Source organism: Paenibacillus sp. MZ03-122A, assembly GCF_024213325.1.
Lineage (GTDB): Bacteria > Bacillota > Bacilli > Paenibacillales > Paenibacillaceae > Paenibacillus > Paenibacillus polymyxa_B.
This window is the reverse complement of record NZ_JANAVI010000002.1, coordinates 533,137-557,154: the sequence shown is the minus strand read 5'-3', so window position 1 is coordinate 557,154 and position 24,018 is coordinate 533,137. Positions and strand designations below refer to the sequence as shown.

Annotated in this window: 16 protein-coding genes; all 16 read right to left on the bottom strand. The window is 45.1% G+C overall.

The genetic code is table 11. The features are described 5' to 3' along the window. Positions 1 to 327 precede the first annotated feature (327 nt). Positions 328 to 1,674, bottom strand: a complete 1,347-nt coding sequence (locus tag NLX74_RS06540; protein WP_254328259.1) for an efflux RND transporter periplasmic adaptor subunit — start codon at positions 1,672 to 1,674, stop codon at positions 328 to 330. Positions 1,675 to 1,693: 19 nt separating this feature from the next. Then, positions 1,694 to 4,831, bottom strand: coding sequence for an efflux RND transporter permease subunit (locus NLX74_RS06535; RefSeq protein WP_254328258.1), 3,138 nt, complete (start codon positions 4,829 to 4,831; stop codon positions 1,694 to 1,696). Positions 4,832 to 5,183: 352 nt separating this feature from the next. Further along, positions 5,184 to 9,200, bottom strand: a complete 4,017-nt coding sequence (locus NLX74_RS06530) for an S-layer homology domain-containing protein (RefSeq protein WP_254328257.1) — start codon at positions 9,198 to 9,200, stop codon at positions 5,184 to 5,186. A gap of 190 nt (positions 9,201 to 9,390) precedes the next feature. Beyond that, positions 9,391 to 10,521 carry a glycosyltransferase family 4 protein gene (locus NLX74_RS06525; RefSeq protein ID WP_013312307.1) on the bottom strand — a complete coding sequence of 377 codons (1,131 nt, stop codon included), beginning with the start codon at positions 10,519 to 10,521 and terminating at the stop codon, positions 9,391 to 9,393. A 137-nt stretch (positions 10,522 to 10,658) separates the two neighbouring features. Further along, the gene (locus NLX74_RS06520; RefSeq protein ID WP_254328256.1) at positions 10,659 to 11,420 is read right to left on the bottom strand and encodes a WecB/TagA/CpsF family glycosyltransferase; all 762 of its coding nucleotides are present in this window, start codon (positions 11,418 to 11,420) and stop codon (positions 10,659 to 10,661) included. A gap of 8 nt (positions 11,421 to 11,428) precedes the next feature. Beyond that, entirely contained in the window at positions 11,429 to 12,565 is a 1,137-nt protein-coding gene (gene csaB / locus NLX74_RS06515) for a polysaccharide pyruvyl transferase CsaB (protein ID WP_254328255.1), read from the bottom strand. Next, entirely contained in the window at positions 12,541 to 14,556 is a 2,016-nt protein-coding gene (locus tag NLX74_RS06510; protein ID WP_254328254.1) for a DUF5693 family protein, read from the bottom strand. Before NLX74_RS06510 ends, csaB begins: the two co-directional genes overlap by 25 nt. Before the next feature lie 259 nt (positions 14,557 to 14,815). Further along, positions 14,816 to 16,534 carry a phospho-sugar mutase gene (locus NLX74_RS06505; RefSeq protein ID WP_254328253.1) on the bottom strand — a complete coding sequence of 573 codons (1,719 nt, stop codon included), beginning with the start codon at positions 16,532 to 16,534 and terminating at the stop codon, positions 14,816 to 14,818. Positions 16,535 to 16,632: 98 nt separating this feature from the next. Beyond that, on the bottom strand, positions 16,633 to 17,079 hold the full coding sequence (gene fabZ, locus NLX74_RS06500; RefSeq protein WP_013312312.1) for a 3-hydroxyacyl-ACP dehydratase FabZ: 447 nt from the start codon (positions 17,077 to 17,079) through the stop codon (positions 16,633 to 16,635). A gap of 892 nt (positions 17,080 to 17,971) precedes the next feature. Next, on the bottom strand, positions 17,972 to 18,184 hold the full coding sequence (locus NLX74_RS06495) for a DNA-directed RNA polymerase subunit beta (protein WP_061831651.1): 213 nt from the start codon (positions 18,182 to 18,184) through the stop codon (positions 17,972 to 17,974). A 10-nt stretch (positions 18,185 to 18,194) separates the two neighbouring features. Next, positions 18,195 to 19,022, bottom strand: a complete 828-nt coding sequence (locus tag NLX74_RS06490) for a flagellar hook-basal body protein (RefSeq protein WP_025724236.1) — start codon at positions 19,020 to 19,022, stop codon at positions 18,195 to 18,197. A 13-nt stretch (positions 19,023 to 19,035) separates the two neighbouring features. Beyond that, the gene (locus NLX74_RS06485; RefSeq protein ID WP_061831647.1) at positions 19,036 to 19,920 is read right to left on the bottom strand and encodes a flagellar hook-basal body protein; all 885 of its coding nucleotides are present in this window, start codon (positions 19,918 to 19,920) and stop codon (positions 19,036 to 19,038) included. 104 nt (positions 19,921 to 20,024) lie between these two features. Then, positions 20,025 to 21,023 (bottom strand): rod shape-determining protein, encoded by a 999-nt coding sequence (gene mreB / locus NLX74_RS06480; RefSeq protein WP_023990703.1) that lies wholly within the window; start codon positions 21,021 to 21,023, stop codon positions 20,025 to 20,027. Positions 21,024 to 21,193: 170 nt separating this feature from the next. After that, entirely contained in the window at positions 21,194 to 21,481 is a 288-nt protein-coding gene (spoIIID, locus tag NLX74_RS06475; protein WP_007432737.1) for a sporulation transcriptional regulator SpoIIID, read from the bottom strand. A 201-nt stretch (positions 21,482 to 21,682) separates the two neighbouring features. Further along, positions 21,683 to 22,423 (bottom strand): M23 family metallopeptidase, encoded by a 741-nt coding sequence (locus NLX74_RS06470; protein WP_190298128.1) that lies wholly within the window; start codon positions 22,421 to 22,423, stop codon positions 21,683 to 21,685. A gap of 70 nt (positions 22,424 to 22,493) precedes the next feature. Continuing rightward, positions 22,494 to 23,933, bottom strand: coding sequence for a stage II sporulation protein D (gene spoIID, locus NLX74_RS06465; RefSeq protein WP_254328252.1), 1,440 nt, complete (start codon positions 23,931 to 23,933; stop codon positions 22,494 to 22,496). Between the last annotated feature and the right edge of the window lie 85 nt (positions 23,934 to 24,018).

Sequence of the window (24,018 nt, the reverse complement as noted above, 5' to 3'; positions counted from 1 at the left end):
GTAGCATGGGTTCAAAAAGTTGCGTCCGTTTCAAAAAAAAATTTTATTTTTTTTGATTATGTATTCCGCTTTCCACAGTCATAATTATACTATTGAACCTGTTCCTCCGTCATCCTACAACTTTTACCTTCTCAACCTTAAATGTACAAGGATTATTTTCGTACATTTAAGTCGGTCTTTAATGGAGTATATTCGTTAAGAATTATCCATAGAATATATAAAGCACATATAGTCTATAGATTCTCTTGAAATCTAATACTCTAATACACTTTAAGTAGTAGGAATGACGGAGTAACAATGATTTACAGTAAATATAACCGAGACAAATTACTTCACTACATTAATCTTCGCGCCATCCGTAAGTAGACTAACACCCTTAACGACAACATTTTGTCCTTCAGCAAGCCCCTTGGTTACCTCAACCTGTTTGGCACTTTCCTGGCCTGTCTGCACTTCTACCCGCTTAGCAACAGTTCCCTCCACTACATAAGCATACTTCTTCCCTGCCTGCTCCGTAATGGCATCCTGCGATACCAAAATGTTTTTAGGAGCTTCTGATTTCATGTATACAGTTACAACCATCCCTGATTTTAATTCACCAGAACCATTAGGGACTGAAATCTCGACAGGATATGCCTTAAGATCATTATCCATTACCGGATTGACAGCCGATACTCTGGCCTCAATCCGCTTATTTAACGAGTCCACGCCTACAGTTACAGATGAACCCACCTGCAACTTAAGAAGCTCAGCTTCAGAAACGTTAACTTTAGCAATAATAGGATTGGTATTCGCAATTGTAGCAACCGCGGATTGTGCACTAACCATTTGCCCCTGGGTTCCTGTTACTACTGATATTGTGCCAGAGATTGGAGCTTTAACTACAGCATCCACCAATTGACTACGAGCTGTGTCTAAACTGGACTTAGCCTGATTGACAGAAGCACGAGCTACGTCAATGCCCGTTTTCTGTTGTGCAAGACGTAATGATTTTTGAGCATTATTATATGTTGTTTGCGCACTTTCCTTAGACGTTTGTGCATTATGGAGTGTGATCTGTGCATTCTCCACCGCAGTTACAGCCCTTCTATGCGCTATTTGAGACTGCTCTAACTCGGATTGAGAAAGAGCACCCGCACTAAACAGCTGTTGGTTGCGATTGAGCGTATTTTGAGCATCACGCACGGAACTCTGAGCATCTACCAGACTGGTCTGAGCTTGAGTGATCGTGTTGTCTTGCTGGACAAGCGCACTTTTGGCTTGATCCACGCTGGATTCTGCCTGCTGCACCGATTGCGCTGCACCTGACTCTGCCTGCTTTAAATTGGCCAGGGCAACCTGGTACGACTCTTGAGATTGCTTAATGGAGTCCCGCAAGTCCTTTTGGTCTATAGTAAACAATGTGTCGCCCTTATTTACTTTTTGCCCCACTGTAAGGTTAATGCTTTGAATTTTGCCACTAATTTTCGGAGACACCTGAGCCGTCTCTTTAGGAGCAAAGCTACCAATGATACCTGTTGAATCGTTAATACTACCTTTGGTCACTTTGGCCACTTGGACCGGAATGGCTTGCTGCGCCGCAGTTGAAGCGGCAGGGGCCTCCCCCCCACCGCAACCCGCTAATGCAACTGATAAAAGCAAAGTTGTAGCAATCAGAGCACTTTTTTTATTCATTATGTTTCTCCACCTCACCTTATATATGAACACTTTTTTGTAGTTTCGCTTCTTTTTTTAATTCTCTCTTCGCTTGTCTTTTTAATTTCCGATTCTTACGTTTTTGTATCATATTATCCATGATGACGTAGACTACCGGAATTAGAATCAATGTAATAACAGCTGCGAAGGATAACCCGAATACAACAACTACTGCCATCGGTGCTTGTGTTTCGTTACCCTCTCCTGTAGCGAATGCCATTGGGAGCAAAGCTAGTACAGTAGCCAGCGTGGTCATCAAAATTGGACGCAACCGCTCAGACGCTCCATGAATAATAGCTTCATCCCGATCTTGGCCGTCTTTTCGGAGCTGAATTATAAAGTCAATCATAACAATGGCATTGTTGACAACCAACCCGACGAGCATGATGTAACCCGTCAAAGCTGAAACGCTGAGACTCGCCCCGGTTACAGCTAAACCGATAAGCACACCAATTACCGTAGGTGGAACGGAAAACATAATAACAAACGGTGTGAGCAACGATTCGAACTGTCCTGCCATAACCATATAAATGAGCACGACAGATAGTAAAATAGCTATCGCCAAGTTCGTAAAGGACTCCAGCATTTGTTCGTTTTGTCCACCACCCGTATCTGCACTGTAGCCTTCAGGGAAGTGAGTACTCTTCAAAAGAGCATCTATTTTTTGATTAATAGTAAGAATATCCCCTGTTCCATCAATATCAGCTGTAATCTGCACTTGACGCGTTTGGTCTTCACGAGTAACAGTATCGGGTACAGTCCGTTTATCAATACTTACTACGGAAGACAAAGGTACATCAATACCTTGCGAAGTGGTAATCCGTAAGGCTTTTAGATTTGACAAATCATGGCGGTTTTGCTCTGGCAACGATATCTTCACATCAATCTGATCCTCACCTGTACGATAGCTTGTGGCGACTGATCCATTAAAAGAAGTATTCACTGCTGATAAAATTTGAGTTGCTGATAAGCCATATCGACTCGCAAGCTCCCGATTAACGGTAATCTCATATTCTTCGCGAACAGCACTCAAGGTACTTTTCACATTGACCGTACCTGGTATGTTTTTTACGTCCGCAACGAGATTGTCCGAGAGTTCTCTCAGGACGTCAATATCGTCACCTTTTAAGTTAATATTAACAGCCGCTCCGCTTGAAAGGCCTGTTGTAGACGCCATTGTAATCTCTGCATCCGGAATGCTATCAAATTTTTTACGAAGACCCTCAACTATAACATCTGTTGCCTGATGTCCATCCTTCAGTGTTACACTTAGATCTGCTGAGTTGGTTGGAGCTGCCCCTGAATAACCAGAATTGCCACCAGAACCAACAGTCACTGTCATTTTATCTAGATCTGGAACTTTCAAAATTTCTTTTTCTATATCTTGAACAACCTTTTCCGTTTCTTCCAAGACCGTTCCATTAGGAAGTTTCACGTTAATTGTGAATTCCCCAGTATCGGATGCTGGGATAAATTCAGCCTTAACGAAAGGAACTAGAGCCCCAGCTGCCACAAACATTAATAAAGTAATAATTAACACAGATTTTCTATGGTTAATTCCCCACTTCAGTATACGGCGATACCCACTCTTAAATTTCTCGAAGCCAATATTAAACCACACAATAGGGTTAACACCCTTATAAGTACCTGAAGAATAAATGGATTCATCTGGCACGGTAGGTAGCCAACGTGAGCCCAGCATCGGCACAATCATAAGGGATACAAGCAAGGCTGCAATGTGAGAGAAAATAACGGTTAACGCCAACGGTTTAAATAGAACTCCCGCAATTCCGTCAACAAAAACAACTGGTAAAAATACTACGATCTGCGCAAGTGCAGATGCCATAACGGCATTACCCACCTGCTTGGAGCCATCAATAGCCCCTTGTAGCATGCTTTTCCCTTCATGTCGCTGTCTAAAAATATTCTCAATAATAACAACCGCAAAATCGACAAAGGATCCTAACCCCAGAAGCAAACCGCTCAGTGAAATAATATTAATGGTTTGTCCGGTGAAATACATCATCATAAACGTAGCTACGAAGGAAATTGGAATAACGATAGTAGCAATAATGGTAGAACGTATACTATTCAAAAATAATAGCAACACAATAGCTGCGATAATAAGTCCCAATATAGCATGCTCTACTAATGAGTGTACGGAGTCGCTAATGGGTTTGGATGCATCTGTTACCATCTCCAATTGAGTTCCCGGAGGCAATTCCTTCCGTATCGAATCTAAACTATCCTTTACAGAATCGGCGATTGAAAGGGTATTCCCCCCTGTAGCCTTAGTAACAGAAATATTGATACTTGGCTTTCCGTTATAGGTAGAAATGGTTGTAACATCATCCAAGGAATCTTCAACTTTCGCGATGTCCTTTAGCTTAATGCTTCCCTTCCCTACTGGAATTGGCGTTTCACCCATTTCTGAAACAGCTTTGTATTCACCTTGAACCCGAAGTTGGATTTCTGTATTGCCTCGGTACACCGAACCAGCAGAACCCGCTACGTTATTAGACGATAGCGCTTGGCTGATTTGATCTAACGTAATGCCATAGCTTTGAAGTTTGGCTTGATCTACGGTAATCTTCACAAGCCGAGCCTGCCCACCTGACATGTTGGCTGCAGCTACTCCCGCAATTCTTTCAAGCCGCGGCTCAATAATATCTTCAGCAATAGGCTTCAACTTGTTAATATCCTGGTCTCCTGTAAGAGAGAGCGTAATAACCGGCGTTGCGTTGAGATCCACCTTAAGGACACGCGGCGAATTAGCCGCCTTGGGAAGAGACCCTTTAACCCCATCAACTTTATCTCGCATGTCGAGGGTTGCTTGATTGATATCTACTCCCCAGTTAAATTGAATCATGACCATAGATGTTCCTTCTGAAGACTCGGACATGACTTTATCCACGTTCTCAATAGAAGCCAGACTTTTCTCAATAGGTTTAGTAACCAATTCCTCAACTTCTGTAGGCGTTGCATTTGGAATACTAGTCACCACTGCAGCGAATGGCAGCTTCATATCCGGCATTTGCTCTACAGGAAGTCTTAACGCAAAAATACCGCCCCCGATTAACAAAGCAATAATTAACATAAATACTGTTACAGGACGGCGTATTGAAAACTGAGACATCTCATCACTCCCCACTCACTTCTCTATGTAATATTTAAGCACACTCATCCACTACTACGATGAAATAGGCGTAAGGTTTCAGATAAATGTGCAAAAAAAACATATAAAAAAATAATAAACACATTTTGAGATAAACACTTAAAAAAAAACAGTTAATTACATACGTTTAATGTGAATCGAAAATAAAAAACGTTGTAATGCTTAGCCAAAGTTTTCATCTCATTGATATTATGGCATAGGCCCTTAATCCCAGTCAAATAGCTGATTTATAAAAAACATCCCTCACATGTATATGAAAGGGAATTACCATTTCGCATGGAGGGATGTTTAATAAATTCAGGTGTTTTGTTGATTAGATTTTAGGAAGCAGTTTTTTATCAGCCATAACTTTAGCTACAATAATCGCTGCATCTCCGCGCAAGGTCAAGGAAGTAGGATTAAACATATATCCTTTTTTCAGATCACTTGCATCCACAGGTGACCCTGTGATAAAGCCTTTCTTGGCGATAGCCAATATAGATGCTTGCGCATAGTAATCAATCTTGTCCGCATCTTTAAAGGTCTTAGACAGGTTCTTCATGATTTTGTCATGATCTGTTTCAAGCTTCAAATTCAATGCCTTGGCAATAATGACTGCTGCATCTTGACGCGTGATTACATCTTCCGGCATAAAGATTCTTGGTTGTGAACCTTTGACAATACCGGCACGCGCAGCCGTTTCAATATAACGATAATCGTATAGAGCATCTGCTGATATCGTATTTGGAATAGACACGTCGTCGAAATGCTTCGCTCCACTGAAATTAAGCGGAATTTGCAGACCTTTGACAATCATAGACGTGAATTCGCCTCTTTTAATGTAGCTGTCAGGTCCAAAGCTATTAATTGGATCCATTGGGTTCATAACACCTTTGGCCAAGATAGCCTCAATGTAATCTCTAGCGTATTTGTGCTTAATGACATCACTATACGTTTCTCCAACTTTAGCAACTACATAGTAACCAAAACGATCAAACGGTACTTTAATGGTGTGTTTCTTCGGATCCACCACACCACCAATGTTCTGCCAATCTTTAAGATCAGAATCGAAATAGAACACTGTCATTTGTTTCCCTGCATCCTGAGCAATACTGCTATCATACGTCAGCGTCAATGTAGCACGCTTGGATGGTACTAACTCGTTAGATGGGTCGCGCCAGTAGAAGTTTTTGATCTTGCTACTGTCATTTTGCGACTTGTTAGCCAATTGATAAGGATCAGCACCATAAGTTACCGGATCGTAATCATCCGTTTTAATGTCATCTGCTGTACCTGGATCAATCCAGAATACCGGACTCGACATATTAAAGCGGGCCGGAAAATCTCTGTTGAAGTATCTACTTCCATCTGCAATCAAGCTCTGCATATCGGACAATGCTTTTTCAGTTTCAAATTCATGACGGTCAACCACACCATCTTCGCTATTTGCTATTGCAAAGTACAAATTGTGACCAGAGAAAACCTGGTTTTTGAACTGTTGCGGTTGATCGTAGTCCCGACGAATCAGACTCGTTCCCTTTGCAAAAGCAAGTGTAAGATTACCATCGAACACTTTGTGCGATGTTTTCATCGCTTCCATGTACTGCTCGCCAGGGATATTAGTAGGCACATATTTAACAGTAATGGTCTGTTTCAGTTTTTCTTTGCCTACAGTAACCACTACATCAATTTTATTATCTTTGTTGGCTTTTAGACCTGTAACGATGGCTTTGTAAGTTGATGGATAATCAATGGTGCCATCATAATCAGAGTCGAAACCCTCTTGAACTGCTGTTTCTTTACCTACTGTAACACTATCTGCATTACCTGCATTTACAACAACTTGCACAAAGTTTTGATTCACGATTCTCTTTTCAGGGAGCGGACGCAAAATATCAAAAGATGTGGATTGACCGGATACTTGCAGTCGGAAAGTAGCAAATGGTCCGCTCTTGCCGCTATTGTACAAGGTAATGTTATAAGCTACTGGTGTTCCATCTTGCGAAATAGTTTGGTTTTTCAACACAAAGCTGAAATACTTTTTGTCCGGATGGTAGTACACAAGCAGGTCTTTTAAATCTTTATTTGTAAATTTATCTGTAGTAGAACCGGAATTGTATGTTGTCTTAGCATCTTCTGCTGAGAAAAACTCGTTACTCAGTGTCCAGTTGACTTCACTGTCATCCGATCCCTTAATCTCCAAAATATATTGATCTTTATTAGCAATATCACTTAACGAACCATTTACCTGATCTGCTTTACCCAAATCAGCAATACTGAAAGTACCAAATACATTGATATTTTTCAGAGATGTTTTGTAGTTGGTGTCATCCACTTTGGTGAAATTAGCATCTTTTGATTTCGGAGCAATTTCGCTATATTTCGGCGTATTGCTCAAGCCGCTAACTGGTGTAAAAGGGATGATTCCTTGTGTGTTGGGAACAGGAATTACTGGAATATTCGTCTGTGTAAAGTTTACTTTTACCGTATTGCTGTACTCAATACCTGGCTTGTATACAAACTTGATTTCATTATTCCCGTTCGCCAAGGCATTGGCTGCGGCTGTCTCCGAGGAAGCAGCAAGCTTGAAGTCCGCACCTGAACCATCCAAATCAACCAATACATTATTAACATACAGGAATACATTTCGGTTACTTCCAGTGTAATGAATATCTGCTGCGTTGCTCACATCAAGTAATTTACCTTTAAAGTTGCCCAGTTGAGTCAATTTATAGGTATTCAAGTTTGAGCTGGATGTATTCAACGGAATTTGTTGCCCATCATAAATCGTATCGTATTTCATGAACGGACCCTGCAACAGATTCACCGTTGCTTTAATTAATTTGGTCGAGTCGCCATTCAGGTAAAAATTCAGTACGTTTTGTCCTTCTTTAGGCAAAGTGTCTACATAAGCAACGATTTTCTTCACTTGTGTTGACTTACCATTGATTGTCCGAATTACATCTTGCGACCCTACAGTATGAACCGTTACTCCGGAAAGCTCACTAATCGAAGTAGGTGCACCATTAACAACGATAAACTCCATACCTACAGGTACAGATGCAGCATCTGTAGTCTTGTTCTTCATAGAGCTACCTGTTAATTTCATAGCTTCATCTAGGGCAGCTGCCTGATCAGACCCACTTCCTTTAGTTCTGTTCAACAATTGAGTATTAAAATCAGGAAGATAGTTAATATCATCAATATACGGCTGAGTACTGCTGCGCAATGTAAATTGGACAGCCGATGGAGCTGGAGGTGTACTGCTATCCGTATAAGTTATGCCCAGGGATGCCCTGGTCAAATGATCAAGTACAACTTCCGAAGGTACAGTCACCTGAAATGGATATACTTTATAACCATTTGATGTAACTACATTTGCAGTATCAATTGTGGCATCAACCCCAGTCGCACTACCCACAGCACTACCATTGTTACTTACATCGGTAAAACGTGCATTGATTGTGGCCACTCCTGGATCGGTTGCACCGCCTGGCACCAAAACATTACCTTTTAAAACCACACCACTTGTAGACGATACGGTAAAGTCAGGCGAAGTGGTCAAATCGGCAGAAACATTCCCATCCTTATTCAGGGTCAAATCAGAAAATTCCGGTTTACCCGTATAAATCGTAATTTCACGTGTAACTGTAAGAGCCTGAGTTCCGTTATTCACTTTAATGGTCACTATATTTTTACCCGGACTCAGTACAACACTACCCGTTAGTTTATAGCCAGTGTAAGAGTTAACTGTATACGTATTACTGCTTTTTGCAGACGTGAGCGTTACACTGTCAGCATTAGGAGCCGTACCTTGAATGACTACTTTCACATCATCCGTACCGCTATTGCGTGCGTCTGTCAGCACCGCTGTCTGATTCTCAAGCAACTGCTCGGTTTCACCATTCAACGTAGCAGATAGATCATAAAGCTTAGGCCCATCCTGATACTCAATGTAAATGGAGTCCTTCATATCAGCCGAATTTTGGCTACTTTGAAATGTAATCCGGTTCAAACCAGGAAACAGTTTAATGTCTGTAACTTTAAGCGTAGAGCCACTGACTGTAATTCCGCCTTTTTGACTCTCGTTCTTATTAACCACGTTAAGGTTTGTTCCATTTTTAGAGAGTTGGAATACACTATAAGATATAGTACTTCCGTTCACTCCGTTAATCGTACCGTTAACTGTAACTCGGTCAGTGTTTACCATTCTAGCCGAATCCACATCATATTTTTCACTTGGAAAAATAAAATAAGTTCCCGTCGCAGCATGAGCCGTACCTACCAGGGCCGCCGGCACCAAGCCAATGATGAGACCAACCGTCAGCAACATGGATAGCAATCGTTTCAAATCATTGTCCTCCTTTGATTCTGTCGCACCTTGGGGTACGTAATCATTCAATACTTTTTTTATCGGTAGTAAACATACAAAAAATTAGTAAATTCTCAAAAAAGGAGGGATTTTTTTTACAGCAAACATCAAAAAAGCCTTCAAACCCGCGGTATACCGCCAAGCTTGAAGGCTTACTTTTAAATTAAAATTATAATTTCGAACGCGTTTGGGAATCTGGCTTAGCCAGCAACCGAATCAGTGTGTTTATAACTGGGCGTTTGGTTTTGCCAACAAGACCAATAACCTCTGCACCAATCTGTAGGAAGAACATCATAATACAAATCACGACAAAGGTGACCCAGTTCGCTTCATTGAGCGCAGCAGACGATTGAATCACGGCCAATACACCGAAAAATGCAGCAATACCGTAGATAATCAACACCGTCTGTCTGTGACTGAAACCTAGTTCGCGTAAGCAGTGATGCAAATGACCTTTATCCGGAGAGAAAATCGGTTTTTTCTGCAACTTGCGACGAATGATAGCAAAGAATGTATCTGACAAAGGTACACCGATAATAATCAATGGCGTAATAAAAGATACGATAGCAATTTGCTTGAAACCAAGCATGGATAGCATGGCCAGACAGAAACCTAAAAATAATGACCCTGTATCACCCATAAATATTTTCGCAGGATGAAAGTTGAAAAATAAAAATCCGATAATACTGCCCAGCAGTACAAGACAAAGCATAGCTACCATGTAATTGCCCATCAATACCGACATCACAAAGATAGTCCCAATCGCAATTCCTGAGACACCTGCAGCCAGTCCATCCAGGCCGTCAATCAAATTGATGGCATTCGTTACACCTACGATCCAGAAAATCGTAAGCGGAATGGAAATCCAGCTTTCCAAAGATGAGTATGCATCCTGAAAAGGTACATTTACAAAATCTACACGAATATCAAAAGCAAACACGACCATACACGCAACGGCAATTTGAGCCAAAAATTTCAATTTTGCATTGAGATCAAAACGATCATCGAGAGCACCAATCAGTGTAATCAGCGTGCCGCCAATCAGAAAGGCTGCGATAAAGTTAATATCCCGAGAGGACAGCATTCCGTCAGGCACAAAAGGTAACACCGCCAATAAGGACAACAGAAATGCCAAGAAAATCCCCAGTCCGCCAAGACGCGGCATAATTCGGGTATGTACTTTTCGGGCATTCGGTACATCGACGGCTCCAACCTTCACAGCGAATTTCTTGACGAGCGGTGTCAGTAACAGCGCAAGTCCCAGTGCCATGATGAACCCAATAATATAGATCAATAACATTTGATCATTCGACCCCCAATTTTAAAGCAATCCCTTTTCAGATGTAACCGCATTGAATTATACTCTGATCAAAAATAAATACCAAGCTTCATATTCTGGCAAATTAGCGGGTTTTGAAGGCAGATTCAAGCTATTTATCACACTTTTGTGACGTTTTCTTTTTCGCGCATCACTTTCGCGGCGAATTTCGGCAGCGCAAGCATTCTTTTGTATCGGCTTGGCTCTTTGAGGAGTCTATATAACCATTCAGCCCGTAGCTTTTGGAACAATTTAGGTGCGCGTTTGGTTCTGCCTGATATAACATCGAAGCTACCGCCAACCCCCATCATCACCGGTACACCCAATTGTTCCTTATATTTACCAATCCAGGGTTCCTGTGTGTCCGCTCCACGTGCTACAAACAACAAATCGGGATTTGCTTCACGAATGGCTGCAATCACCGCTTCATCCTCTTTAGGTCCAAAAAAGCCATCACGCTTGCCACAAACCGTAATCCGGGGATAAAGCTCATGTACCCGCTTTGCGGTCGCTTGAATCACCTCAGATGTTGATCCCAGTAAATAAACCTTCCAATGATAGTTTTCTCCAGCTGCAAGTAATTCATGTAACAAGTCAAAGCCCGCTACCCGCTCAGGCACAGGATGTCCTACATAGTTTGCAGCCCAGACCACGCCAGTCCCATCTGGAACAATCAACTCTGCCTTTTTCATCACATTCATGTACACTGGATCTTCCAATGCAGCCATTACCATAATCGGATTGGCAGTGATCACTTGATGGGGCTGGCGAGACTCCACTGCTTGAATTAATACCTTTAATGTATCTTTCATATTAAGCCTTGATACCGGAACACCGAAAATCGGGACGGTAGGCACATTCGTAACCTTATCAACTGTCACTGTATCCATCATCCTTTGCGACACAAGTAATTAACGATATGCTGTGCCGGTAAGCGAGCCTCACTTTTTAACAAAGCAATGGCCGCTCCCTGGCTCTCGATCCATTGACTTCGCTGATCCAGCAACCGTATAGACTCATTAGCCAGCTTTTGTCCATCCAGTGCCTCTGTAGTGCCTACAGGCTGGCTACCGACACGGCTGAGGAAATGATCAATTTTGGGATCGTAGGATATCCCCAACGGAGGCACTTGGTGGGATGCTGCATAGATCAAGCTGTGTAATCGCATCCCGATCATCAAACTGCAACGACTGACTTCCAAAAGCATCTGTTGAGGATCGGTGACTTGATCGCACATGCTGACAAGGCTTCCCGTCCCCCTAATATCCCCCAACAAATCCATTACCATCCTTGAAGCCTGCTCGTCATCAGGCAGATGGAAAGGTAAAAAGCGTAAGTGTACACGGCGCTCAGCAGCTAATTTTTTCAAGCCGTCCGCAATAGCCGTTAAATCGCGACGCTCCTTATCCCAGTAACGTACAGATACACCAACGATCGGAAGTTTATCCTTATCCGTCTCAGTTGCTGCTTTATGTTGCTCGGAACCCGAGGGCAATGGAAGCCCCATTACCGGATCAGGAACAACTTCGACAACCGGGTTTTTTAGTTTCATAGTACCCAGTAGTGCGGCAGACTGCTCATCTCTTACAGAAACATATTCACAACGCTGAAACACAGAACGGATCATAGGATAAAATATCTTCCGTTGTACCGGACCAATGCCCTGAGCATATACAAACGTCGGTTTTCCAGCCCATTGGGCCAGTTTCAGAATCGCCAGATAATACGGAATACTTTTAGGGCTTGTTGCATCCTGGAGCAAACTACCGCCGCCACTTATTAGCCCATCGCTGTTTTTAATCGCTCTACGAACTTCCCCCAGACTCATCCGTGGTACAGCTTCTACTCCGTACATTTTCTGTGTCCAAGCGGGGTCAGAAGACAGAACAACAGGCTTGATTGTAATCCCCGCCTGACGACTCTCCTCCTCTAAAGCTGTCAAAATCGACTTAAGCACCGCCTCATCTCCACTATTGTTAAAGCCGTAATAACCCGAGATGATTATCGTTTGAGCTGTGGTGACCATTTCTTCCAACACCCTTCCAGCACTTGCCACACGACAATTGCGATGATTCCCAGCACCAGGCCCAAGCCCAACCCTAACAGCCCGCGACTAAGCGACAATGCCGCTGGAGAGTGAATGTGAGCAAAGGTATCCACCATAGAGGCTTGACCAATAGCAGCTATAATCAGCAAATAGATTGCTTTGCGATATTTCAAAGCCAGGAATGCCCCTGCAATAAACAGTGGGTGAGCCATCAAAAATTCCTTATTGCGCGGACGTACACCAAACGCATTTTCAAGGAAGTTCCGGAAGACCAACTCCGTGTTCGACACCGTACCCGCATTTCCGGTACGAGTCAAATAGTAATAACCTGCGGCTGCGATAACAGCCAGTGCGATAACCCACAATACAGTAATCGGCGTACGTAGCAGCTTGGAAATTTCCTCCCGTATAGAAACGCCACGATAAAAGAAAATATATATCGCTGCCAAGAAGATCGGCAGAATGTGAAGCAAGCTTACACCTCTAAATTGATTCAGCACAAGGCTGTAGGCAATACTGTTCAACAGCGCAATAACGAAAGGCACCGCAGCCAGCGACAAAATCGCCGTCTGCACGTACAGTATAAACGTTTGAATCAAACGCTGACCTACAGAAAGTTCAGCACCCTGTTCACGTTTAATTCTAATCGTACGCACAGCGATGATCATTGCAACCGTAGGTCCGCTAATCGCTGCGAGTAGGGCCAGGCCTTGCTCCATCAAGCTAGAGTTCAAAACATAAAGTCCTGCTGAACCTACCAAACCAAGTGCAAATGCCAGCAAAGTCAATGCCGGGACGAAATAGGACACCATAATGGAGAAGAATGCCAGTGCACCTAGTACGACAACCATTTTCAGATAGCGCTGAATGGACGAATCGACGACTTGGAACGGTTCAGCCTGTCCGAGTTCAAACCCCTTTTTCTCCATCCGTTGTACAGCGTTACCCGGCTTGTCCAAGCTGTGGATTAGGTTATCTACCGAATCCTTCACCTTGGCTTCAGCAATACTACGGCTAGGCGCGGTATTCAGATACAACATGCGAATATTACGGTCCTTGGTGGCCAATGCAAAACGATCGGCCAACGTTTCAACATCGAGCGTTGAATCTTTATCACTCAATGAGTATAAACGCACAACATTATAGTGGATATCGTAAGCGAGCTTATTGAAGCCTGCTTGCGGTTTTTTTAAGTTTTCGATAGCAGCTAGGCCAATATCGTATTTGTTCAGCAATTTAGCAAATGCCGCTAGGCTATGCTCTTTCTCGTTATCGGTGAAGCCTTTGACTGAATCACCTTCAAACAAAATGCGTTTTACACCATTTTGCTGAAAGGAAGCAAGCATCTCTTCCGTCAACTCCTGGTTGTAAGGAAGACTGTCGCTCATCCGTGGAACAATAAAAAATCCTTTGCTCCGAAGCTGCTTCATCGCAATCGGGTCAGGCTGCATGGGCTTGAGATACGCATCCTCTGGAGATGTTTCCACAACTAACCCTTCCTGTCCCTGATAAGTCCAAGGTTTTACATTGATGTCCAGGCTTGTAAACGTACGTAAAATTAACGGCTTTAATGCCTCGGCATTTTCTTTATCAGCGAAAACAATATACGTAAAATTCTCATTTGCAGGTGAAAGCCGTTTTTCCATATCGGCAACGTTCTGAGTTGTATAGGTTACGACGCGACCCGCTTTACGGAAATCATCCAACGTACTTTCATACATCGCCATGCTGTTCACACCCGCTTGCTGTAAGCGGTCAAGTTGCTCATTCAGATAGTCCTGCGGGTGAGCCTGATACGAGGCTGCCTCTGTCAAATCCCGATAATCGAATACAATCTCTACTTTTTTACTCGAGGATTCTGTCTTCACACGATCGGCGATGACTGGAATGGAAGCCAGCAAGCCGACAGCCACCAAAATCCATAACCATTTTCGAGAAGCCGTATTCCAATACTGCCATTTCTGATACACCAAAGAACCTCCTTAATATTCGGGATTTTGCAAAATTCAATGCTGCCCACCTCGCCATACTCAGCCTTTTGGTAGGTCACTCATTGAATTTTGCAAAATCCTCCGTTGCCGGAATAAGCCTATTTTCCCAAAGCCTCTTCCAGGTTATTCTGCAATACAGAAATGACCTCCACGGCGTACTGCCCTTTGCCGTGAGAGGTCACCGATTACTATATCTTATCCAATTACCTTAACCTATTCTATTATAAAGGGATTTTTCTCAAGCGTCTACGCGAGCCATAACAGCATCGACCAGATGGCTGATTCTTTGCTCCGCGTCTGCCAGCGAGGAACCGCGTACCGCAAAGTATACTTTGATTTTCGGCTCTGTGCCCGAAGGGCGCAGGCAAAACCACGAACCGTCCTCCAGTAAGAATTTGAGTACATTTTCCTGTGGAAGTCCGTCCAGACCTTGTGAGTAGTCCAGTACCTTGTCTACCTTCACGCCTGCAATCTCTTGAGGCGCGTTGCTACGCCAATCGGTCATTTTGCCCTGAATTTGTGCCACTCCATCCTTACCCTTAAGGGTACGAGACTCCAGCTTCTCAAGGAAGTAGCCAAACTGCTCGTACAGCTCTTGTAAAACATCATAGAGCGTCTTACCTTGTGTGCTGTAATAAGCAGCAGCTTCAGCGATCAGCATAGCCGCCAAGACAGCATCCTTATCGCGAGCATAATTCCCTGCCAAATAACCATAGCTCTCTTCATAGCCAAACAGGTAGGCGTACTCGCCAGTTTGGTCAAATTGGTTCATTTTCTCGCCAATATACTTGAAGCCAGTTAGCGTGTTAAACACGGTTGCTCCAAAATGTTCGGCAATGACTGCACCCATTTCGCTGGTTACGATGGTTTTGATAACAGCCCCATTATTCGGAAGCTTGCCTGTTTCTTTCAGTTGATTCAACAAGTAGTAAACCATGATCGCGCCAGACTGATTACCGGACAATACCACATATTCGCCATCACGGTTTTTCACAACTGCACCCATACGGTCAGCATCAGGGTCTGTTCCGATCAACAGATCTGCACCAATGTTCTCACCCAGCGCAATCGCCAGCTTAAACGCATCACGTTCTTCTGGGTTTGGCGACTTGACAGTCGAAAATTCAGCATCTGGCAACTCTTGCTCAGGCACAATATGCACCTGTTCAAAACCGATTTTCTCTAGCACACGGCGAACCGGTACATTTCCAGTTCCATGGAGAGGTGTAAACACAACTTTGAAGTTTTTGCCTGGTCCGGCTGCAATCAGCTCACGGTTCACACTCACACTGGCTACCGTATCTACAAACGCTTCATCTTCCTCTTCTCCAAGCCAAACCAACAATCCCTGTGCCTCTGCTTCCTCACGTGTCAGACTGCGAATGTCGGCAAACGAAGGAACCTCGCGGATATAACCAATTACCTGTTCAGCCTGATCTGGAACAAGCTGACCCCCTTCATCGTTGTATACCTTGTATCCATTATACTCAGGAGGATTGTGACTCGCTGTCACAACAATCCCTCCACTGGCTCCCAAATGACGTACACTAAACGAAAGCTGTGGCGTTGGACGCAAGGAAGGGAACAACTTAGCTACGATACCATTGCCCGCCAGCACCAAAGCTGCATCCAGAGCAAATTCTGGTGAAAAATGACGCGAATCATGTGCAATGACAACCGAAGGCTTGCCTTCTTTACCAGCATGCTGTTCTAAAATATAGCGAGCCAGCCCTTGAGTCGCACGTCCAATGACGTAACGGTTCATCCGGTTACTTCCTGCCCCGATCACTCCACGCAGACCGCCTGTACCAAATTCCAGCTCTTTGTAAAAGCGATCCTCCAGTTCCTGCTCGTTGCCTTCCAATGCGCGCAACTCCTGTTTGGTCTCTTCATCAATATAAGGGTCTTGCAGCCAGCTCTCAATGCCTTCTAGTGCTTTTTTACTCAACTGCGTCATACGGAATTTCCCCTCTCCATTTTTGGGTTGTCAAAACAGGATTTCTATGTACACATGCACTCGGTTTAGACGTCGTGCTTATGTCGGCAGAGCTTTAATTATTGGGGAGGGTCAGATAAAGCAAACATAATTTCGCCCTCAGCTACTACCGTATCGCCTACTTTAGCCGTAGCTTTCCCTTTGCCAAATGCGCCTTTGGAACGAGTGATTTCCACTTCAAGCGTCAGTGTATCCCCAGGAACCACCTGCCCACGGAAACGGAAACCATCCAACCCTGCCAAGAACCCGATTTTGCCACGATTGCTCTCTAGATGCAGTAATGCAACAGCCCCAACTTGAGCCAGTGCTTCAGTGATCAACACACCAGGCATAACAGGATACCCCGGAAAATGTCCAATGAAATGAGGCTCATTCATCGTTACATTTTTAATGCCTACTGCTCTTTTCCCTTCCTCCAGCTCAATAATACGATCCACCAATAAAAAAGGCGCTCGATGTGGGATAATCTCCTGAATTTGATTAACATCCAATTGCAATTTGTCCATTTACCTTAATAACTCCTCCCGCTTGCAGGTTTGACTCTATATCAGTCATGAGTTACTGCAAGCATAATATTACCCCGCTTACGCTGCATAAAAACAGCTCATAACGGCAACAATGTTAGATATCCTTCACCTACTGCAGAAGTGGAGGTTGAGATAAGGGGCTTTTTCCGCCGGTTATGCAACCTGAGGCGCGAAGAAGCCCTTTTGCCCGTGCTTGGTTTTACCCCGCAGTGTTATAAACTTCCCCATCATTATACAGTTAACAGATGCAAAAAGAAAATTACGCGGAAGTACCATATTGGGTGCTCCTATTATGGGGTGAAGCGGAGATTCAATTGAGCAAAGGGGGACGGGCTGCGGGAATGGATCATTCTTCCGATCGCTGTTAACCTCGGATTTTTTCAATGTATAAGAATTCAAGGGTAAAATCCGAGGTTAAAGGCGAACGCTATCGCTTCTTCAGAACGATTCCATCCCCTCCGCCGAGTTACTTTTGGCTCAAAAAGAAAGCAAGCTTCAATAATGCTCGCTTACCGTGAAGGGCAGAGAAAACTGAAGGCCTCTGTGATGACCTTCATTGGCCACAATCCATGCGTGCTACGCTGGAGGCCCCTCCCTTAAAAGCATAACAAAACCCTGCGCCACTGGCACAGGGTTTTGTTATATACTACCCACACAAATTGGCGGGTGGTTTATTTTAATAAAAGTGGCCCTGATGGCGGGTAGCAGCGGAGCGAAGGATTTGAATCTGGAGAAGCGCGAGCGTTCGCCTTTGCAACGGGATTTTTACATCTGAATAATTTATAAAATAAGAAAATCCCGCTGCAACAGCGATCGTAAGATCAAATCATTCGCGGAGCGACTTTTCCCGCCCCCACTCATTTAAAGTAAACTAAGGCGCAAATATAAGATCAATGACATGCTGCCAGGTCTTCCACTCGAACACGCCTGACAACCCTTGCTTACCTACAATTACATATCCTGCAATTAAGCCGCCTAACAGTGATAACAGGAGCAGCAACGGAACTATGAAATAACGAGCAGTACGCCAGCGGGATTTCGTCTTTTCAGGCACCGGACGGGAATCAGATTGTTCTTCTTTCATCACCAAATCCTTAAGCCCTCAGATTGTTGGCCAGGTTCATCATCGTATCGCTAGAAGTTAGTGCCCGTGCCGCCATTTGATACATCCGCTGAACTTGCATCATATCCGTCATTTCGCCCGCTAAATCCACATTAGATTCCTCAAGATAACCGGAACGCACAGATACGTCCGCTGGAACAGCACCTGCCACACCTGCTGCTCCGAATACATTTGCCTCTGTTACACCATTCAACAACACGAATAGGTTATCATCCCGCTGTTCCAGTCCTTCTGGACGCTGTACATCCATTAGCTTGATTCTCTGACCAACTGTCGGAGCCCCAGTTCCATTAGCACGAATCAGCAATTCGCCATCCGAGTTAATAGCCACCTTGGAACCCGCTGGAGCAGTCACAGGAACATCATTGTTATCCAGCACGGAATAACCTTCAGCAGTGGTCAACATCATCGTCGCACTATCATTCGGATCAGGAACAAAATGAAAGCTACCGTCACGGGTCCAAGCTTTTTGCCCATTCCCCTGGACTTCAAACATGGCATTACCTTGAATCGCCAGATCGGTAGGAAGTCCCGTCTCCTTGAGCGGACCTTGCTCCATATTTTTCATGATTGCGGCCGTTTTAACTCCGTAGCCCAAATTATAGCCGAGCGGCATGGCTCGTCCATTTTGGAGATACGTTGAAGGCTGTTGCTGCACATTGGCCAGTACATCTTCAAAGGAACCCTGTTTACTCTTATAACCAACTGTATTGATATTAGCAATATTATCGGCAATTAAATCCAAACGCTGCTGCACACTGGCCATAGATACCATTGCGCCAATCATGGAGTTGTTCATCACTTACCCCCTGTTATACACGGCCTACTTCATTAACGGCCTTGTCCAAGCTTTTATCATAAAATTGAATTACCTTCTGATTCGCCTCATACGCTCTTAACGCAGCCATCATATCCACCATCGACTGTGAAGCATCTACATTAGATACCTCCAGATAACCTTGACGAACGGATACAGCGTCATTAGCGGTCATCATTCTAGCTGTAGCACCGTCCGTATCATTCAGGCGGAAATTTCCATTGCCCTCACGAACGAGCTGGTACGGACGATCAATGACACTAATACCGAGCGTCGTCCCTAACGTCTGGTTGGACTGGCTATCTACCAATTCGCCCCGCTCATTTACTTTAAGCGCTGAGACAGCCCCCGTCAACTGAATTGGCTTTCCATTCGTATCCAGCACCGCTGAGCCAGTCGATGAAAGCAATGCTCCTGCTCCATTTACTTGAAAATGTCCATCACGTGTATAACGAACGTTACCATTACTGTCCCGCACCGTAAAAAACGCTTCTGGACGGTAGGTGACTTCACCGTTAGCATTGATGAATTTCCCTGCCTGATCAAAAGCCATAGGTTGACCAGTAGCTGGGTCGTTCACATTAATATTGGACTGTATCGCGAAATCCGTCGCTTGTCCACTGTCCTTTAATGCTCCCTGAATGTAAGGGGAGAGGCTTTCCTCAGCAAAAACGCCAGTATTGAGCTTGCCGACCGTACGGTCCGGGTTATCAGGGTTACCACCCGTCATGGAAATAAGCATCTCGGGGAAAGAACGCTGAACACTGTTCTCCTGTTTGTATCCCGTCGTATTCATATTAGCAATATTTTGCGTCACGGTGTCATGGCGTCGTTGTTGTGTCATCAATCCGGCGGCCGCAGTATATAAACCTCTCAACATGTATGGTGCACCCCAATCCTATACTCTGCTAAAATCATATGCTCGCGCGGAGGCAGGCAACCTGTCTGACCGCACACGAGTCTCTTATAGTCACTATCGGCAGATTAGAACTTTTTCTTAACCACATGATCCAAATTATCCAGCATAATTCCTGTACCTTTAACGACACAATGCATCGGATCTTCGGCAACCAGTACCGGAACACGCAGCTCTTCAGCAAGCAGCTCGTCCAATCCACTAAGCAAGGCACCGCCACCAGTCAAAATAACACCACGGTCAATAATATCAGCTGACAGTTCCGGTGGGGTCTGCTCCAATACAAACTTGGCCGCAGCAACAATCGCCGACACAGGATCTCTAAGCGCATCCTGCACTTCATCCGCAGAAATACTTAACGTTTTGGGCAATCCGGATACCATATCCCGTCCACGGATGTCCATTTCTGCACGCCGTCCGCTCGGATGCACGGTTCCGATAGCAATCTTGATATCCTCAGCCGTACGTTCCCCGATCAAAAGCTTGTACTTCGTTTTTACATATTTCATGATGGCTGTATCAAATTTATCCCCTGCCATTTTAATGGAAGAAGCTGTTACGACATCCCCCATAGAGAGGACTGCAACGTCAGTCGTTCCGCCACCAATATCCACTACCATGTTGCCGCTAGGCTCAAAAATATCCATTCCTGCCCCGATGGCAGCCGCTTTTGGTTCTTCCTCCAAAAATACTTCCTTGGCCCCGCTACGCTCCGCCGCTTCACGAATCGCTTTTTGCTCCACTGAGGTAATGTTCGTCGGCGCACAAATTAGAATACGAGGGTGGCTGTACCAGCTTTTTCCCCCTACCCGATTGATAAAATATTTTAACATCGCTTCTGTTACTTCAAAATCGGCGATGACACCATCACGTAATGGACGGATGGCTATGATATTACCAGGAGTACGTCCCACCATACGGCGCGCTTCCTCTCCGACAGCCAGAACTCTTTTTGTATCGCTTTCTATCGCGACAACGGAAGGTTCGTCAAGAACAACCCCCTTCCCTTTGACGTGGATAAGCACGTTGGCCGTACCGAGATCGATACCGATATCATTACTGAACATATTAAAAAGGCCCCCAAAGTGATATTTTAAAAGCTAAGATTCGACAAGAAGCGGCAAATATATGTATAAACCTACGGTTACATGTCATTTTTCGTCTTGTACCATCTTTTAACATATCATACTTCAGGGGGTTGATTCAATGGCTTTGCCAGCCAATTCACTATATATTTTTAGGACTTGCCGGAAACGAGGATCTCCCTTCGTTTGCCACTCGTTTTTTTGTACTTAATTTTCGTCGCTTCTCCTCCCCTTAGATGGCGGATGGATTTATGGTATTCGAGAATGTGCTTCACCTGATCGGCAAGATCCGGGTTGATTTCAGGCAGCCGTTCGGTCAGATCTTTATGCACCGTGCTCTTGGAGACACCAAATTCCTTGGCAATCGTACGGACCGTATTCCTTGTTTCCACGATACAGCGACCGATTTTGATGGTCCGTTCCTTGATGTAATCGTGCACGCTCCCGCCTCCCTACTGTGGATAGTTTGGTACATTATATGAGGAGCGTGCCTATATATTCGCGGTTTGGCGGGAAGACATGCTTCGGAAGGCCTATTTATTTGGCAAAAGCAGCTTATGTTTACCTTATGCACAAAAACTACACAAGAAAAAAGCAGGGAATATGGATTCCCCGCTTTGCATGCAAAGCCATGACCAAATTTATTTTTTAGGAAGCAGACCTGCTGGATTCACCGGCTTGTCATCCTGATACACTTCAAAATGCAGATGTGTTTTCAAATCCTTTTCAAGCTCGTTACGACCCGCTGAAGCAATCACATCGTTTTGTTTCACTTGATCGCCTTCTTTTACTTTCAGATCACTCAAGCTTTGGTACACCGTTTTGAGATTATTATCATGCGTGATTTCTACGACATTACCTACCAGCGGATGTTGTTCTACACGAGATACTTTGCCACTCAGGGCGGCTCTCACTTCAAACGCCTGATCGTCGGCCCGGGAAAGATCAATTCCAGTGTTAGCCGTAAATGTTTTATCGTACTCTACCATAGCTGCCGCCTGCTCATCAGCTGTTGCGTTCTCATCAAAGAACGGCTTTACGACCTGTACTGCGCCAGCATCTGCCACTGGCCATGCGATATTTTCCGACTGGGCAACTACTTCCACGCTTTCTGGCTGTTGTCCGTTAACATCGGTATTCACAGCACTTGTGCTTTGTACCGATGGACTAGCTGGGTCAGGTTTGAAAGACTTCTGGCTGGCATCCTGATAGACCCACACTAAGGTTAGTATAATGGCTGCTGCGGCAATGTAGGCTGCCGGGTATGCCCACCTTTTGGACAACAGCTTTTTCCACGAAGACGGCCGTGAAGCTCTTCCACCCTGAAAGGTTTTGGGTGTTTCTTCATGGTTTTGGTTCTGGTTTTTATTTTGTTCATTCATTTGCTCATCACCTCAGTAACCAGTGTTACCGGGTGCAACTCTTTTATACTTCAAAGTTTCGAAATATTTACTAACTTAGAATACGAGAGGCTTGCGCAAAAGAAATGCCAGTATAATAGTGAAGGAGAATTTGAGTGGCAGTATGACCTTCCTTGGCCATTCCATTGGCTCCCCACTGACTCATACCAACACCATGACCATAACCATAGGTTGTTATAGCAATCCGATTCCCTTCAGCCTTCCACGTAAACTCAGCCGAACGTAACCCCAGTTTGTTACGGATTTCCGGCCCTGTAAAGATTGAGCCACCAACCTCAATCTTCTTGATGCGATGTCCTTCCGTCTTGGAGAGTATACGAATCTCTGGCATACTTCCTCCTCCAGTAGAGGCGGCAATTGCAGTACGACTCAATCCCAATCTATCGAACACACTCTGACGACTCAGTGTGACGGTTTCTGTATAACGTGGGGCCAGCTGCTTGTCCCATGGACTTGACACACTTCGTAAATAGGGCACTGCCTTCGCCCATACATCCTCTGAATTTTCGGTATAGCCATTGCTAGTAGAAAAAAAAGATGCCGTTATGGGCTTCCCCTCATATACCATGATCGTATCCTTGGTGTCTCGTACAGCCTGCTGAATTTTAGCCAGCTCTGCGGATTTACCAGAACGCCCCCATTCTCTAGTAAGTTTGGCTTTGGAGATATAAGCCTGATGTTTAACAGTATCCGTCACATCTGCTCCCGCCGGCGCACCGCTAGTGTCATCAGCCAGCAAACGTCGGGCAATGAAGGTACGCGCGGCAATAGCCTGTGCTTTTAGTGCCTCGCCCTCGAAGCTGGGCGGCATTTCGGCGGCTACTACGCCGACAATGTATTGCTCCAGCGGTAACGTCTCCGTGCGACCGGTAGACGTGACGTACACGCGCACGTCCGGCTCTGCCGCCACCGGCACGCTGCGCGCTGGAGCAGCCGGCACCGCCGGTATCGGCGGGACGCCCGGCAAGCGCGTGACGGGCGTCTCGCCCTTTGCCGTCACGCTAGGCGCAGCTGGTGCTGCCGTGCGACTGCTCGGCGGCAACGGCTGCGCCGTCTGGTGAGGCCACGCCATTAGCGCGGGCACAGCCACGGCAAGCACCAGTACCCCTGCCATGGCAGCGAATGGTAGCCATGGGCGTCTGCTGCCCCAGCGCGGGGTACGCCCGGCGGATGGACGCAGGTGCGGCAGCGTCACTTGCAGCGGGGTTGCAGCGCGTGTGTCATGGGCCGCTGCTCCAGCGATAGGCAGAGCCGTATCAACGGAGTTCACAGCGGAAGGCACGGCTGTTGTACGCCGATTGGGCTTGACGCCAGTCGGCAATGTACCTCTTGTGTCCGGCTGCTGTTGCATAAGCTTATTTTTCTGTAACGAAGTAGCTATAGAGCCAGAGCGTTCCTCCGCAAGTGAAGCCTGGCAATGTTCCTTAGGATGATGAATGGGTATACGGATGCGAACCTGTGAATCTTTCATAGGCTGAAACCTCCATCAAAGGGCTAAGTGTCCGGCTAGAAGTATAGATATACTCCAGCCGATATTTTCAATCATATGAAGTCGT